A 14675-nucleotide genomic window follows, 5' to 3' on the forward strand; every position below is an offset into this window, starting at 1 on the left:
GACAGCTTGCGCCCGGCTTCAGAGTGTGTCAAGCGCCACTTCGGAGCTTCTCGATTCAGGACAAAGCTCTTGTGCAGCAATAGGTTTCTTGATCTTTCGGGATTCACCCGTGCGGCGCAGTGCGTGGTTACCGTTGGTCGGCGTTTCGGGGTTTGTTGGGGTGCCGGGGTTTTCTTCCCGGCCACAAAGGACTTGGTGTTCCATTTAGGAGGCTATTGTGCGCGTAGTCACTTGGCAGGCGATCGAAACCCTTTCCCTGGACGAGGTCGACGCACCGGTGTGCGGACCGTCCGATGTGGTCTTGTCCGTCGGGGCGTGCGGGATCTGCGGTTCGGATGTGCACTCCTACACCGAGGGCGTGTGGATCGCGCCCGGCGTGCCACTCGGGCACGAGTACGCGGGAACGGTGACAGCAGTGGGATCCGAGGTGGCCGGCTTGCGGGTCGGCGATCGGGTCGCGGTGAACCCGGCGGCGCCGTGCGGCTCTTGTCCGCGGTGTTCGGAAGGGCGGCAGAACCTGTGTTCCGGCGGGTCCGGCCACTCCGGCGGGTTCGGGGACGAGGTGCTGGTGCGCAACGCCGTTCCCGGGCAGCACTTGTTCGTGTTGCCCAGCGACTTTCCCTTGGAGGAAGCCTGTTTTCTCGAACCGCTGTCGGTGGCCGTGCGGGCCGTGCACCACGCCGCGCCGCCGTTGGACGAGCCGATCGTGGTGTTCGGCCTGGGAACAATCGGACAGTGCGTGGTGCAAGTCCTCCTCGCGGCGGGCGCCCGTGATGTGATCGTGGTGGATACTTCACACCGCCGCCTCGAGGCCGCCCTGTCCGCCGGGGCGCATGAGGCGCTGAACCCCTCGTCCGACGACGTGGGCGCCTCGCTGTTCGCTTCGCGCGGCACGACTTCGTCGCCCTACCAACCTCGTTCGGGTGCGATCGGGGCGGTGTTCGAATGTTCCGGTGCGGCTCCCGTGCTGCCGCTGGCATTCTCCCTGGCCCGCGCCGCCGCGCCGATCGCCGCGATCGCGCTCGCGGCCCACCCTTTGAGCATCCCGGTCGACGACCTGGTCCAGAAGGAGCTCCGCCTGCTCGGCAGCTTCGCCTACACCCCCCGCGACTGCCAGGAGGCGTTCGACCTGCTCGTGTCACGGCGGGTGGACGTCCGGCCGCTCATCTCGCACCGCTTCGCCCTCGCCGACATCACGGCGGCGTTCGAGGCGCAGCGGGACACGGGGGCGTCGATCAAGGTGGTGGTGTCGCCATAGGTGACGGCCGACAAGGACGACTTCATTCGATCGGGGGCACTGTCTGGCCCGCCGTAGACGGTTGCGTCTAACCCTGGCTGGACGTGAGGTCATCGAGATCAGGAATGAGCTTCGTAGCGACGAGGACAAACTTCACCTGCCAGACTCGGTGGAAGATCATCAGGCCCGTGCCGAGGTGCTCGCGAGGAAGCCCAGCGCAAGCAGGCAGAGGCTGCCGCGGAAAACCGGGCAGCCGTGCGAGAACTGCTCGCGCTGGGACCTTCGCAGCGTGCGGCCGGCGACGTGCTCGGGGTCTCGTTCCAGCGGGTCAGCCAGTTGGCGAAGCCGTCTTGACGTGCCCCTGGTCGACGTGATCGACGCCACAAGCGACAATGGAGGACGTGACCGCCACCTTGAGCAAGCCCGCCCTGCGGATCGGCCCCTATCAGGTCGATCCGCCGGTCGTGTTGGCGCCGATGGCGGGGATCACGAATGTCGCGTTCCGGCAGCTGTGTGCGGAGTACGGGGCGGGCATCTACGTGTGCGAGATGATCACCGCGCGGGCCGTCGTGGAGCGGCACCCCGGGACGATGCACATGATGACCTTCGGCGAGCACGAGAAGCCCAGGTCGATGCAGCTTTACGGCGTGGATCCGAAGACGATGCGCGAGGCCGTGAAGATCATCACCGGTGAGGGGCTCGCGGACCACATCGACTCGAACTTCGGGTGTCCCGTCGCGAAGGTGACGCGCAAGGGCGGCGGGGCGGCGCTGCCGTTCAAGCGGAAGCTGTTCGCGGACATCGTGCGCGAGTCGGCCGCGGCCGCCGCCGAGGCGGGGGTGCCGTTCACGGTCAAGTTCCGCGTGGGCATCGACGACGACCACCGCACGTTCCTCGACGCCGGGCGCATCGCCGAGGCCGAGGGCGCGGCGGCGGTCAGCCTGCACGCGCGCACGGCCGCGCAGCGCTACTCCGGCCAGGCCGACTGGTCGAAGATCGCCGAGCTGAAGCAGGCCGTGACCAGCATTCCTGTGCTGGGCAACGGCGACATCTTCTCCGCCGCCGACGCGCTGCGCATGGTCGACGAGACCGGCTGCGACGGCGTGGTCGTCGGGCGCGGGTGCCTCGGGCGGCCGTGGCTGTTCGGGGAGCTGGAGGCGGCGTTCGCGAGGCGCGAGATTCCGGCCGGGCCCAACCTGGGCGAGGTCGCGCGGGTGTTGCGCCGGCACGCGGAGCTGCTGGTGGCGCACGACGGGCCGACCAAGGCGATGCGTGACCTGCGCAAGCACATGGCGTGGTACTTCATGGGCTTCCCCGTGGGATCCGAGCTGCGGCGCGGGTTCGCGATGGTGTCGAGCCTCGACGAGCTCGACGACCTCATCGCCCGCCTCGACTTCGACGCGCCGTTCCCGGAGAACGCCGACGGTCCGCGGGGCCGGCAGGGTTCGCCGGGCAAGGTGACGCTGCCGCACGGGTGGCTGGACGACCCGGACGACGACTGTGTGCCCGAGGCCGAGGACATGCATTCGGGCGGCTGAGCCCGGGCATGGGGCTTCGGGCATGGGGGCTTGGCTTTGTGCGCCGGTGTTGGTTGCCGACGGAATTCGAACAGGGCCTGTCGCATAATTCGCAGCCAGTGAGCATTTTCGCGCTTCGCTGACCTGATTATTGCGCGGGAAACCACGTGTCGAGTGCGAGTTGCAACGATTGGTTGTCCCCTTCTGCCCAGGCGATGATGCCGTCGGGACGGAGGAGGAGTGCGCCGGTGTTGGTCACTGGGAGGATTTCAACACGGTTTGTCGCATAATTCGCGAAAGCCTGCGTCTCGGGTGTGAGCAGGAGCAGGCCGCGGCCGGAGTGCAGGTGTTCGTGCAGTTTGGAGCGCGCCCCGTGGCCGTCGGTGAGGTCGAGGTCGGACGAGTGCAGGCCGACGGGTTCGGCGGCAGGGTAGGCCAGCTCGTGGCGATAGTCCACACCGGACAGTAGAGCGCTGAAATACCGGTTCACCGCAGGGATTTCCATGAGGTCGCTGACGATGTCGCGCAGCGCGTCGACATGGCGCCCGGGAGCCAGGAGCGCCGACTGCGCACGGGTGTTGTGCAGCACGGCTGCCGCGGCGGGGTGGCGTTCGCGGGTGTAGGTGTCGAGCAGCGACTCGGGCGCGGCGCCGCGGACAACGGCGGCGAGTTTCCAGCCCAGGTTCATCGCGTCGAGCAGGCCGAGGTTCAACCCCTGGCCGCCGCTGGGCGAGTGAACGTGGGCGGCGTCGCCCGCGAGCAGGATTCGGCCGTGCCGGTAGGTGTCGGCTTGGCGCGCCTGGTCGGTGAAGTCGCGGGGTTCGCGGAGGCCTTCGATGGCGACGTCGGCGCCGGTGACGCGACGGATGGCGGCGGCCAGCTCGGCCGCGGTGACCGGACCACGGCTGCCGTTCGTCGCGACGGCGGTGGCCGGGTGACCTTCGCCGGTCAAGCCGAGTGAGGCGATCGGAGCGGCGTGGTCGGTCGGCCTCTCCGGCGTGGAGGTAGCGACTTCGGCCGAGACAGCCGAAGCACCAAAGGGATCTCCTCCGGGCGAAGCGGCTGAGACGACCGAGCCACCGCCGGTGACCGGAGTGGACCGGCGGCCTTCGCCAGCCGCGACGACTGGCGCGCTGACGCCCACCGAGGTGGCCGGCTGAGCGTTGTCGACTGGAGTGGGCAGGCGGCCATCGCCAACCGAGACGACAGGTGCGGTGGCGCCGACCGAGGTGACCGGCTGAGCGTTGTCGATCGGGGCGACGGCGCCGGGCGTCGCGGCTGGAGCAGGCGGCGCGGCGTCGGCGAGTTCCGTGACGCCGGCGAGCGAGCCGCCGTGGAGGAAGGTGCCCGTGGGGTAGCGGCCGGGGGCGGGGGCGGGGCCGGCGAAGGAGACCGCGCCGGCGATGGTGCGGAGCAGGGGTGCGGTGCCGGGGAAGGCGAACGGTGTGAGTTTTCGAACGCGGCTGTGTGCGCCGTCGCACCCGATCAGGTAGGGGGCGCGCAGGCGGTGTTCGGCGGTGGACGTGTGGGTGATGGCCGTGACGCTGTCGGCGCCGGGTTCGAGGGCGACGACGTCGTGGCCGCGGAGGATCCGGACACCGAGCGTCTCGGCGTGGGTGGTGAGGAGCCGTTCCAGGTCCGGCTGCCAGATGCGGGTGCCGGGGCGGCCGGGGTCTGGGGTGAGTTTGTGGATGTTCGCGAAGTGACCGAGTTCGGTGCCGTGGTCACGGGTGAAGTCGCGGGCACCGGCGGGATCCGCGGCGGACAGGTGGGGGCCGAGGCCGCGGCGCCACAAGGCTTCGGTGGCCAGGGGGCCGATGCCGCGGGCCTTGCGATCACGCGAGGGTTCGGTGAGTCGTTCCAGCACCAAAGCGCGGCCGCCGCCCAGCTGGACTTCGGCGGCGAGGAGGAGGCCGACCGGGCCGGCTCCGACGACGATGACGTCAACATCCATGAAAAGCCTCCTTAACTTGTTAAGTGCTACTCTGCTCCTGAACTAGTTAAGGAGTCAAGAAGCATGCCGATCGACGTGCCGGCCGCGGTGCGCACCGCGCTGCGATTGCTGGAGCAAGACGGGCTCGACAAGCTCACCGTCCGGCGGCTCGCAGACGAGCTCGGCGTCAAGGCGCCCGCCCTGTACTGGCACTTCAGCAGCAAACGCGCGCTGCTCGACCACATGACCGGGGCGATCGTCGAGCCGGTGCTGAACCAGTTGCCGGACAAGACCACGCCCTGGCTCGAGTGGCTGGAAAAAGCGGGCAACGCGCTGCACACCGCGCTCCTGGGCCATCGCGACGGGCCGAGCATCGCGATCGGCGCCGACCTGAGCGTGGCCCGGTCGCTGGGTGAATTCGCGGAGCGCGCCGTCGAGGTCCTGCACCGGGCGGGGTTTCCGCTCGCCCACGCGACGCGCGCGGCGGGGGTGTTCGTCCACTTCGTCCTCGGCCGCGCGGTCGAGGACCAGACCAGGCCCGATGAAACCGTGGAGATCCCGTTTCCCTTGATGGCACAAGGCTTACGCGACCGTCAAGCCGCCGGAGCCACTCCAGCTGACGACTTCCGCTACGCGCTCGGCGTCGTGCTCGCCGGGCTGAACGCGACCCGCCCCACGGCCCCGTGAGTTGCCCCGGCGTGACTACTGACAGATCGAGAAGCTGTTCGACGGGCTGGAGATGGTGGAGCCGGGCATCACCCAGCTCGTGCGCTGGTGGCCGGACGGCCCGCAGCCCAAGCCGCTCATGGCCGCCCATCGCACCATCGCCGACGGGATCAAGCTCTGACCTGCGATTTCAGCCGTTCTCCACAAGCTGTCCCCAGGTTGTCCACAGGGGGCTGTGGACAAACGCGAAAGGCCACTCCGAACCTCGGAGTGGCCTTTTTCGCGAGCGGGCAGGATCAGGCAGCCGCACCGATCAGCACCGACTGCACCTGGCCGAAGCCGAGGGCGGCGAGGTCCGCGACGTCGTGGGTGACGACCAGGGACTTGCCCGTCAGGTTCGGGCCGGTGTACAGCGTCAAGGTGCCGGAGACGAACTGGATCGAGCCGGTCGCCGGGATGTTGATGTTGACCTTGTCGCCGACGTTGCCGTTGATGCCCTGCGAGCCCTGGGGCTCGGAGAAGTTCTTGCCCGAGTCGATGATCGCGCTTGCGCCGGCGACCGGCGGCTTCGCGGGGGCGTTGTCACCGATGAAGATCGACTGGACGTGGGCGAAGCCGGCGCCGAAGGTGGCCGGGATGTTCGAGACGCTGTCGGTGAGGACCGCGGCTTCGCCGGTCTTGCAGTCGGCGCCGGTCCACAGGGTCATCGTGCCGCCGAAGCTCTGCAGCGAACCGGTGGCGGGGATGTTGACGGTGATGCACTCGCCGCCGTCGCCGCCGATGCCCTGGGAGCCCTGCGGCTCCGAGAAGTTGATGCCCGAGTCGAGGATGCCGCTCGCGCCGGAGGAGGCGGGCGAAGCGGAGGCGATGCCGGCACCGCCGAGCACCGCGCCGGCGACGGCACCGAAAGCAGCCAGGGACAGAACAGTCTTGCGCAGCATGGGATTCTCCAGAACCTTGTCGGGTTTCCCGGCTCCGCACCTCGGTGCCGGACACCCGCAGACACGGGTCCCGTCCGGTGAACGGTTCACGATCTTGATGTGACGGCGGCCACATCACCCGGTGAAGGTGAGACAGGGCAACGTACTTGCCCGGAAGAATCCCCGCCCGAAAATCCACTGTGGACGGATACGGTTCGGCCCCGTCACTCCGAAGAGGAGCGACGGGGCCGGGAAATCAGCCTGGAACTCAGTTCTCGAGCTGCTGCGGCTCGCCACCGACGGTGATCTTGCGCGGCTGGGCCCTCTCGGCAACCGGGATGCGCAAGGTCAGCACACCGTCGACGTACTCCGCGGCGACGCGGTCGGTGTCGAGGGTGTCACCGAGGACGAGGCGGCGCGAAACCTTGCCGCGCGAACGCTCGGAGACCTGCACACGGGCGTCCTCGCCGAAGGCGGCGGCGCGCTCGGCCTTCACGGTCAGTACGTTGCGCTCCACGCTCACGTCGATCGACTCGCGGGCCACGCCCGGGAGGTCGAACTGCACGACGTACTCGTCACCGTTGCGGTAGGCGTCCATCGGCATCGTGCGCGGCGAGCTGGTGGGCTGGCCGGCGAAGAACTGCTGGGTCAGGCGGTCGAACTGGGCGAACGGGTCGGTCCGGATCAACATCTGCGTTCCTCCTTCAGGTGGCCTCGATCAGCTCCTGGGCGGCTGACCGGACCTTACGAAGTTGACAACGACCCACTCAACTTAGTTGTTCCCTTTTGACGCACATCACAGTGTGGAGTTGTCAGACGGCCACCACCCGGTGTACAGGTATGAACATGTCCATGGGCGGAAAGAAACAGCAGCTCGTGGGCGACCTCGCCGAGCTCATCCGCTCCGGCCGGCTCGCCCACGGTGACCAGCTGCCCGGTGAGCACCAGCTCGCCGAGCAGTACCAGGTCAGCCGCGGGACGGTGCGCAGCGCACTGTCCGAATTGCAACACCAGGCGCTCATTTCCACACACGCCGGCGTCGGGTCGTTCGTGACGTTCGACGGGGTCACGCTCGACCAGGGCGTCGGCTGGGCCCGCGCACTCGCCGACTCCGGCGCGCCCGTGACCACCGAGCTGCTCGGCATCACCGAGGTCGAGGACGCCGAGCTCACCCGCCGCTTCACCACACCGAAGTTCGTGCGCGTGAAACGGCTGCGCCGCGATGACACCGGCCGCGGTGTCTCGCTCGAAGAGGCCACCCTGCCGCCCGTCGGGCCGCTGGCCGAGCTGCGCCTGGTCGACGGCTCCATCACGGCCACCCTGCGCGAAGCCGGCCTGCACCCCGTGGGCGGCGACCAGTGGATCACCGCCCAGCCGCTCGACGCCGCTTCGGCCGCGCTGCTCGGCCGCCCCGCCGGTGAGCTGTTCCTCAAGGCCACGCGCACGTCGCTTGACGCGGATTCCCGGCTCGTCGAGCACGTCGTGAGCCTGCTCGACCCCACGCGTTTCAGCTTCCACCTCACCTTCGGCCGGCGATGAGCCCCCGCGACCGCGCGCTCGCCGCGTTGACCGGGCTGGCCGTGGGTGACGCGCTCGGCATGCCGACCCAGTCGATGTGCCGCGCCGAAATTCGCGCCGCGTACGGGACGGTCGACGGGTTCCGCGACGCGATCGCCGGCCAGCCCATCGCACCCGGCCTGCCCGCGGGCACGATCACCGACGACACCGAGCAGGCCCTCCTGCTCGCGCGCCTGCTCGTGGACGGCGGCGGCCACGTCGAGCCACGCGTGTTCGCCGACGCCTTGCTGGCCTGGGAAGCCGACATGGTCCGCCGCGGCTCGGCGGACCTCCTCGGGCCGTCGACGAAGAGGGCGTTGGCCCTGCTGGAAACCGGCGTCCCCCCGGAGGAGGCCGGCCGCGGCGGCACGACCAACGGCGCCGCCATGCGCGTGACCCCGGTCGGCATCGCGACCCCGGTCGACGACCTGGCCACGCTCGTCGACGCCGTGGCCGAGACCGCGCGCGTCACCCACAACACCTCAGTCGGCCTCGCCGCCGCGACCGCCGTCGCCGCCGCGGTGTCGGCGGGCGTCGACGGCGCGGACCGCATGGCCGCCTTCGACCTGGCCGAACGCGCGGCCGCGCTCGGTGCGGCGCAAGCGCACTGGAGCGCGGGCGGCAGTGTCGCCGCGCGCATCCACTGGGCGCGCGACTGGGTGCGGGGCCTGCGGCGCACCGAGCTGGACGACGCCGTGGCCGACGTGATCGGCACTTCCGTGTCCGCGCAGGAGTCGGTGGTCGCCGCGTTCGCGCTGGCCGAGGTGCTCGACCCGGCCGACGCGCTGACGACGGCCGCGCGGCTGGGCGGCGACACCGACACCGTCGCGGCGATCTGCGGGGCGCTGCTCGGCGCCTGCGGCGAGGAGATCCCGGCCGAGCTCGGCGAAACCGTGGTCCGGGTGAACGGCCTCGACCTCGGCCCGCTCGTCGACGGCCTCGTCGCCGTGCGCAGGACCATCCCGTGAGCCGGTTGATCCACACCGGGCAGGTCGTCGTCGACCTGGTCCTCACCGTGCCGGGGCTGCCGGTTCCTGGCGGCGACGTGCTGGCCACGTCCACGAACCTGCTGCCCGGCGGCGGGTTCAACGTGATGGCCGCGGCCGCGCGCTCGGGCGCCGAGGTCGTCTACGCCGGCACGCACGGCACCGGCAGCTTCGGCGACCTCGTGCGCGCCGCGCTGGAGGCCGAGGGCATCACGACCGCGCAGGAACCCACGGCCAGCGGCGACACCGGCGTCGTCGTGGCGCTCGTGGACCCGTCGGGTGAGCGGACGTTCGCCACGGGCACCGGCGCGGAGGGACGGCTGCGCGCCGACCAGCTCGCGCGAGTCGCCGCCACGCCGGACGACCTCGTGTACGTCACCGGCTACAGCCTCCTGCACGCCGCCAACCGCGACGCCCTGCTGCACTGGCTGCCGGACCTGCCGGGTTCGCGGGTGCTGTTCGACCCCGGCCCATTGGTGTCCGAACTGGACCCGCCAGCGCTGGCGACTTTGCTGTCCACAGTAGACATCATCAGCTGCAACTCCCGCGAAGCCGAGTCCCTCGACGTCGCCGAACTCGCCGAGACCACGACCGTGATCGTCCGCGACGGCCCCGCCGGCTGCACGATCCACCACGGCGGCGAGGCCACCCGGATCGACGGCTTCCGCGTCACCGCGGTCGACACCAACGGCGCCGGCGACACCCACTGCGGCGTCCTGGCCGCCGAACTCCTGCGCGGCGCCGACCTGCCGAACGCGGCCCGCCGCGCCAACGCCGCCGCCGCGATGTCCGTAACCCGACACGGGCCCGCCACGGCGCCAACGCGTGCGGAACTGAACGAGTTCTGTCGGAATATTGACGGCAACACGGGCGACTTCTACCGTCGCACCGACCAAATATGAACAGGTTCAGATAGGCGGGCACCATGGCCAGGACCGAACAACGGGCACCGGAAACAGGCAGCCGGCTCAAGGTCGAGACGCACGGCATCAACGTGATCGGCGACGCCGAGCGCCGGGGCCGGCCAAGGGATCTGTTCTGGCCGTGGTTCGGCGCCAACGTGTCGATCCTCGGGCTCAGCTACGGTTCGTTCGCGCTCGGGTTCGGGATCTCGTTCTGGCAGGCGACCGTCGCCGGTGTCGTCGGGATCGTGTTCTCGTTCCTGCTCTGCGGCTTCATCGCGGTGGCGGGCAAACGCGGCTCCGCGCCGACGATGACGCTCTCGCGCGCGGCGTTCGGCGTGCGCGGCAACCACCTGCCGTCGGCGATCTCGTGGATCCTCACCGTCGGCTGGGAAACGGTGCTGACCGCGCTCGCGACGATGGCCACCGCGACCGTGTTCGAGCGGCTCGGCTGGGGTGGCGGCACGACGACCAAGGTGATCGCGCTGATCGTGGTCGCGGGGCTCACCGTGCTCAGCGGCGTGATGGGCTTCGACCTGATCATGCGGCTCCAGACGATCATCACGTGGATCACCGGCGTCCTCACCGTGGTCTACGTGATCCTCGTGGCCGGCCACGTGCACTGGTCGGCGGTGAGCGCTGTGCCCGCGGGTTCGGCGCAGGAGTTCATCGGCGCGCTCGTGTTCCTGATGACGGGCTTCGGCCTCGGCTGGGTCAACGCGGCGGCCGACTACTCGCGCTACCTGCCGCGCTCGTCGTCCGGACGCGGCGTGATCGGCTGGACGACGTTCGGCGCTTCCGTGGCGCCGCTCGTGCTGCTGGTGTTCGGGCTGCTGCTGGCGGGTTCGTCGCCGGAGCTGAACTCGAGCATCGCGGCGGACCCGATCGGGGCGCTGACCACGATCCTGCCGCTGTGGTTCCTGGTGCCGTTCGCGATCGTCGCCGTGCTCGGCCTGGTCGGCGGCGCGGTGCTGGACATCTACTCCTCAGGCCTGTCGCTGCTGTCCGCCGGCCTGCGGATCCCGCGCTACGTCGCCGCGCTGATCGACGGCGTGATCATGATCGCCGGCACCGTCTACATAGTCTTCTTCGGCGGCACTTTCCTCGGCCAGTTCCAGGGTTTCCTCACGACGCTCGGCGTGCCCGTGGCCGCGTGGTGCGGCGTGATGCTCGCCGACGTGCTGCTGCGCCGCCGCGACTACGCCGAAGCCGACCTCTACGACCGCCGCGGCCGCTATGGCGACGTGCGCTTCGGCCCCATCGCCCTGATCGTCGTCGCGACGGCCATCGGCTGGGGGCTGGTCACCAACGCGTCCGCGAGCTGGCTGCACTGGCAGGGTTATCTGCTGGCACCGTTCGGCCTCGGCGGCCGCGAGGGCTCGTGGGCGTTCGCCAACCTCGGCGTGCTGGTGGCACTGGCGCTCGGGTTCGTGGTGACGCTGCTGGTCAGCCGCTCGCGCGTGCGCGCGCAGGAGGCCGCCGCGTGAAGCCGCTGCTCGGGGTGATCGACCTGCAGAACATCTTCGCCGACCCGGCGAGCGGCTGGTTCACGCCGGGCTTCGCGTCGATCCTGCCCCAGGTGCGGCGGCTGGCGGACGCGTTCGGGCCGCGGGTGGCGTTCACGCGGTTCCTGGCTCCGGAGAAACCGGCCGGGGCTTGGGTGAAGTACTACCAGCAGTGGCCGTTCGCCCTGCAAAAACCCGATTCACGAGCGTACGCGGTGGTCGACGAGTTCCCCGTGAAGTCCACTGTGGACGCCTACGCGTTCGGCAAGTGGACATCCGAGATGGCGCAACTGGTCGGCGACGGCGGCCTGGTGCTCGCCGGCGTCTCCACGGACTGCTGCGTCCTGTCGACCGCCCTGGCCGCCGCCGACGCGGGCGTCCCGGTGACCGTGGTGTCCGACGCGTGCGCCGGGGTCTCGGACGAAAGCCACGAGCAGACGCTGGCGCTCCTGCGGCTCTATGGGCCGTTAGTGGAGGTCAGGACGACGGACGAGGTGCTGGCGAACTGAACACTGCCGGTATGCTCCCCGTCGGGAGGGTACAAGAGTAATGGCAATGTGGGAGTCATCGGCGATCGCGCTCGTTTCGGCAGTGGTCAAATCCGCGGCCAAACTATGGCTGGGGGATCGCGCAGTCGCCGCGGACGTCTCGGCGAGCGCAATCGATATTCTGCAGAAGAAGGCACTAAGCCTCAACGACAAGCGCAAGACGAAACTGCTGTTTGCGAACATCGAAGACCGCGTCGCTGCTCAGCTTTTGCCGCTACTCGAGATCGAGTTTCGGAACCTGCCAGAGAACGAGCAACTGGCCGCGATCGACTGCGTCCGCCTGACATTCGAACGGGCGAGGTTGACCAACGACGATCTCTTCGCCGCCGATCTCGATGCCGGATTTCTCTACCGCCATTTGGTCCACAAATTTCCCGAGGCGCCGGACCAGCAGTTTCTATCCGACACAGCCGAACAGTTCTACCACCGTGTGCTGCACGAGTGCTGCGCCTACGTGGTCCAGGTGACCAGCACGCTTCCCGGGTTGCAAAATGAAGCCCTACCGACCTTGCTTCGCCGAGAAACCGAGATTCTCGCGGCTGTCCAGAAGGTGCTGGCCAACCTCCCGCCAAGCGGGTCGCCGGCCGACTTCGCCGCAGAGTATCGGCGGCAAGTGGTCGCCACGATGGACCGCATGGCCCTCTACGGAGCCAGGCTCACCCGGGCCACCCGGCTGTACCCGTTGTCTGTCGCCTACCTCAGCCTGAGTGTCACAGCCGAGTCGGCTGGGTCCATCGCCTTGCGCTCAGCGGATCGGATCGAACAGGTCCTGCCCCATTCGAACCGAATCCTCCTCCGCGGCGAGGCGGGGTCCGGCAAGACGACTCTGCTCCAGTGGATCGCCGTCGCCACTGCCACCGGTCAGTTGGACACCACCGTGAACTGGTCCCGGTTGACCCCGTTCCTCGTCCGACTGCGGCGCTACAGTGAAGACAGCCTTCCCACACCGAGCAAATTCCTCGGCGAGGTCGGGCGGCACATGGCGGATGAGATGCCCAAGGGCTGGGTGCACGAGCAATTACGCGAAGGCCGGGGTGTAGTTCTCATCGACGGTATCGACGAGGTGCCTGAACAACGCCGCGCGGACGTCCACGAATGGCTCTTGCAGCTGGTCGAGACCTTCCCGCGGGCGCACTACGTTGTCACGACCCGGCCTGCCGCCGTGCCACCGGCCTGGCTCGGCTCGGAGGGTTTCCTCGAGGTGTCGCTACAACCGATGACACCGGCGGACGTCCGCACATTCGTCGAGCGCTGGCACAACGCCATGCCTGCCGACCCCGAGGCGCTCATCGACCTGGACGAACGACAGCGCAGCTTGTTCACCGCGCTCGGCAAGCGTGCGGCCCTCCGCCGCCTTGCGGAGAACCCACTGCTGTGCGCGCTACTCTGCGCCCTACACCACGAGAGCCAAGGTCACCTGCCTGAGAACAGGATGGAGCTCTACGAGGTCGCGCTCAAGATGCTTTTGGACAGCAGAGATGTCGAGCGCAAGGTCAAGGACGAGATCAAACTCGCTTACGCGAAGAAGATCTCTCTGCTGAGTCACATCGCGTACTGGCTGGTCCGCAATGGACACTCGGACGCCTCATACGGGGACGTGCTGAGAATCATCGACAGCAAGCTGAACTCGATGGGTGAGATCCCCGAAGGAACACAGGCCGTGTACCGGCATTTGCTCGACCGCGGCGGCGTCCTGCGTGAACCCGTTCCCGACAGGGTCGATTTCATCCACCGGACTTTCCAGGAATACCTGGCCGCGTCGGCCGCGATTGCCGCCGACGACACCGGGCTGCTCGTCACCAGGGCCCACCTCGACGAATGGCGTGAGGTTTTCCTCCTCGCCGTCGGTCACGCCAACGTCGGCCAGCGTGAACGGCTGCTTTCGTCGCTGCTCAGCAGGGTCGCCGACCCCCGAACCCGGGCCAAACTGGATCTGCTGGCCGCCGCTTGCCTGGAGACGTCGCCGGAGCTGAGCAAGGATATCCGCACTGAAATCCAACGCCGCACCAGTGCGCTGCTGCCCCCTCAAGACTTCGCGTCGGTGAGCCTGCTGGTGTCCGCGGGAGAGTACGTCACCGAACTGCTCACGCATTCAGTTCCAAGGACGACCACGAGCGCATGCGCGATGGTCAGGACAGCTTCGCTCATCGGCGGGCCGAGCGCCCTCGAAGCGTTGTCCCAGTTCGGAGGCAGCGACGACGCACCGGTTGTCCACGAGCTCATCAAGGGGTGGGCCCGGTTCGACCGGGAGCAGTACGCTCGAGAGGTCCTCGCCCGGTCTCCACTGCTGAACGGACACCTCGACATCACCAGCCCCGATCAACTGGTCGGTCTGGAGCACCTTGAGCGCCTGACGTCTCTCAGCTGCGTCTTCGAGCACAGCCGTAGCCACGGGCGCCTCGATTTCGTCTGGAAGCTGCGCGGGCTGCGGCGGCTGTCGGTCAAGGATCACGGCGGCTACGACCTGCCGTCGCTAGGTGGCACAACAGTCACCGACTTGATGTTGACCGGAATCGTTCCACCCGAGCCTCTCGATTTGTCTCCCCTGACCGAGGCGAAGTGCCTGCGATCGCTTCGGGCGTCGGGCCCCACCGATGGCTGGTCCGCTCTTGCCGGTGTCCTGCAACTGGAATCCATTTCGCTGAACTGGGTTCTCTGGCGCAGCAGACTCCGGAAGTTGGGCGGCTTCCCAGGATTACGGGAGCTCGGACTCGGCCATGTGCACGACCTCGTCGACCTCGAACCGTTGTCCTTTCTCACCCGGCTATCGTCTCTCACGCTGTCCGAGTGCGATGCGCTGGAAAACCTAAGAGCGTGTCTTACGTGGTGATCAACGACTGATGCGTCATGATCTTGGTTGTGGTTGATCGTTTGTCGTTGCGGCTGGTGCCGGACGAGCTGTGG

13 protein-coding genes are annotated in these 14675 nt (G+C 68.6%); 10 read left to right on the forward strand and 3 right to left on the reverse strand.

The annotated features are described in order from the left end of the window. Positions 1-217: 217 nt before the first annotated feature. Positions 218-1258 carry an alcohol dehydrogenase catalytic domain-containing protein gene (locus AB0878_RS47445; RefSeq protein ID WP_366589792.1) on the forward strand — a complete coding sequence of 347 codons (1041 nt, stop codon included), beginning with the start codon at positions 218-220 and terminating at the stop codon, positions 1256-1258. Positions 1259-1629: 371 nt separating this feature from the next. Continuing rightward, positions 1630-2775 carry a tRNA dihydrouridine synthase DusB gene (gene dusB, locus AB0878_RS47450; RefSeq protein WP_366589795.1) on the forward strand — a complete coding sequence of 382 codons (1146 nt, stop codon included), beginning with the start codon at positions 1630-1632 and terminating at the stop codon, positions 2773-2775. 127 nt (positions 2776-2902) lie between these two features. Here the strand turns inward: dusB and AB0878_RS47455 are convergent, their stop codons facing one another. Further along, on the reverse strand, positions 2903-4708 hold the full coding sequence (locus AB0878_RS47455; RefSeq protein ID WP_366589798.1) for an FAD-dependent monooxygenase: 1806 nt from the start codon (positions 4706-4708) through the stop codon (positions 2903-2905). A 63-nt stretch (positions 4709-4771) separates the two neighbouring features. Between AB0878_RS47455 and AB0878_RS47460 the strand changes: the two genes are divergently transcribed. Both AB0878_RS47460 and AB0878_RS47465 read left to right on the forward strand, forming a co-directional pair. Then, positions 4772-5374 carry a TetR family transcriptional regulator gene (locus AB0878_RS47460; RefSeq protein WP_366589800.1) on the forward strand — a complete coding sequence of 201 codons (603 nt, stop codon included), beginning with the start codon at positions 4772-4774 and terminating at the stop codon, positions 5372-5374. A 34-nt stretch (positions 5375-5408) separates the two neighbouring features. Next, positions 5409-5534 carry a hypothetical protein gene (locus AB0878_RS47465; RefSeq protein ID WP_366589825.1) on the forward strand — a complete coding sequence of 42 codons (126 nt, stop codon included), beginning with the start codon at positions 5409-5411 and terminating at the stop codon, positions 5532-5534. A gap of 115 nt (positions 5535-5649) precedes the next feature. Here AB0878_RS47465 and AB0878_RS47470 read toward each other — a convergent pair whose 3' ends face one another. Both AB0878_RS47470 and AB0878_RS47475 read right to left on the reverse strand, forming a co-directional pair. After that, positions 5650-6294, reverse strand: a complete 645-nt coding sequence (locus AB0878_RS47470) for a hypothetical protein (RefSeq protein WP_366589802.1) — start codon at positions 6292-6294, stop codon at positions 5650-5652. Between the two features lie 247 nt (positions 6295-6541). Continuing rightward, positions 6542-6964 carry an Hsp20/alpha crystallin family protein gene (locus tag AB0878_RS47475; protein WP_366589804.1) on the reverse strand — a complete coding sequence of 141 codons (423 nt, stop codon included), beginning with the start codon at positions 6962-6964 and terminating at the stop codon, positions 6542-6544. A gap of 155 nt (positions 6965-7119) precedes the next feature. Between AB0878_RS47475 and AB0878_RS47480 the strand changes: the two genes are divergently transcribed. The 6 genes from AB0878_RS47480 to AB0878_RS47505 are packed head-to-tail and all read left to right on the forward strand — an operon-like array spanning position 7120 to position 14601. Continuing rightward, entirely contained in the window at positions 7120-7812 is a 693-nt protein-coding gene (locus AB0878_RS47480) for a GntR family transcriptional regulator (RefSeq protein WP_366589806.1), read from the forward strand. Further along, entirely contained in the window at positions 7809-8798 is a 990-nt protein-coding gene (locus AB0878_RS47485) for an ADP-ribosylglycohydrolase family protein (protein ID WP_366589809.1), read from the forward strand. The genes AB0878_RS47480 and AB0878_RS47485 overlap by 4 nt, the downstream gene beginning before the upstream one ends. Next, positions 8795-9718: a PfkB family carbohydrate kinase gene (locus tag AB0878_RS47490; RefSeq protein WP_366589812.1), complete on the forward strand. Its 924-nt coding sequence runs from the start codon at positions 8795-8797 to the stop codon at positions 9716-9718. The genes AB0878_RS47485 and AB0878_RS47490 overlap by 4 nt, the downstream gene beginning before the upstream one ends. A gap of 23 nt (positions 9719-9741) precedes the next feature. Continuing rightward, positions 9742-11205 (forward strand): cytosine permease, encoded by a 1464-nt coding sequence (locus tag AB0878_RS47495; protein WP_366589814.1) that lies wholly within the window; start codon positions 9742-9744, stop codon positions 11203-11205. After that, positions 11202-11732: a cysteine hydrolase gene (locus AB0878_RS47500; RefSeq protein WP_366589816.1), complete on the forward strand. Its 531-nt coding sequence runs from the start codon at positions 11202-11204 to the stop codon at positions 11730-11732. The genes AB0878_RS47495 and AB0878_RS47500 overlap by 4 nt, the downstream gene beginning before the upstream one ends. A 46-nt stretch (positions 11733-11778) precedes the next feature. Next, complete coding sequence (locus AB0878_RS47505) at positions 11779-14601, forward strand: NACHT domain-containing protein (RefSeq protein WP_366589818.1); 2823 nt, start codon at positions 11779-11781, stop codon at positions 14599-14601. Positions 14602-14675: the final 74 nt, after the last annotated feature.

It is taken from the genome of Amycolatopsis sp. NPDC047767, assembly GCF_040704195.1.
Taxonomy (GTDB): Bacteria; Actinomycetota; Actinomycetes; order Mycobacteriales; family Pseudonocardiaceae; genus Amycolatopsis.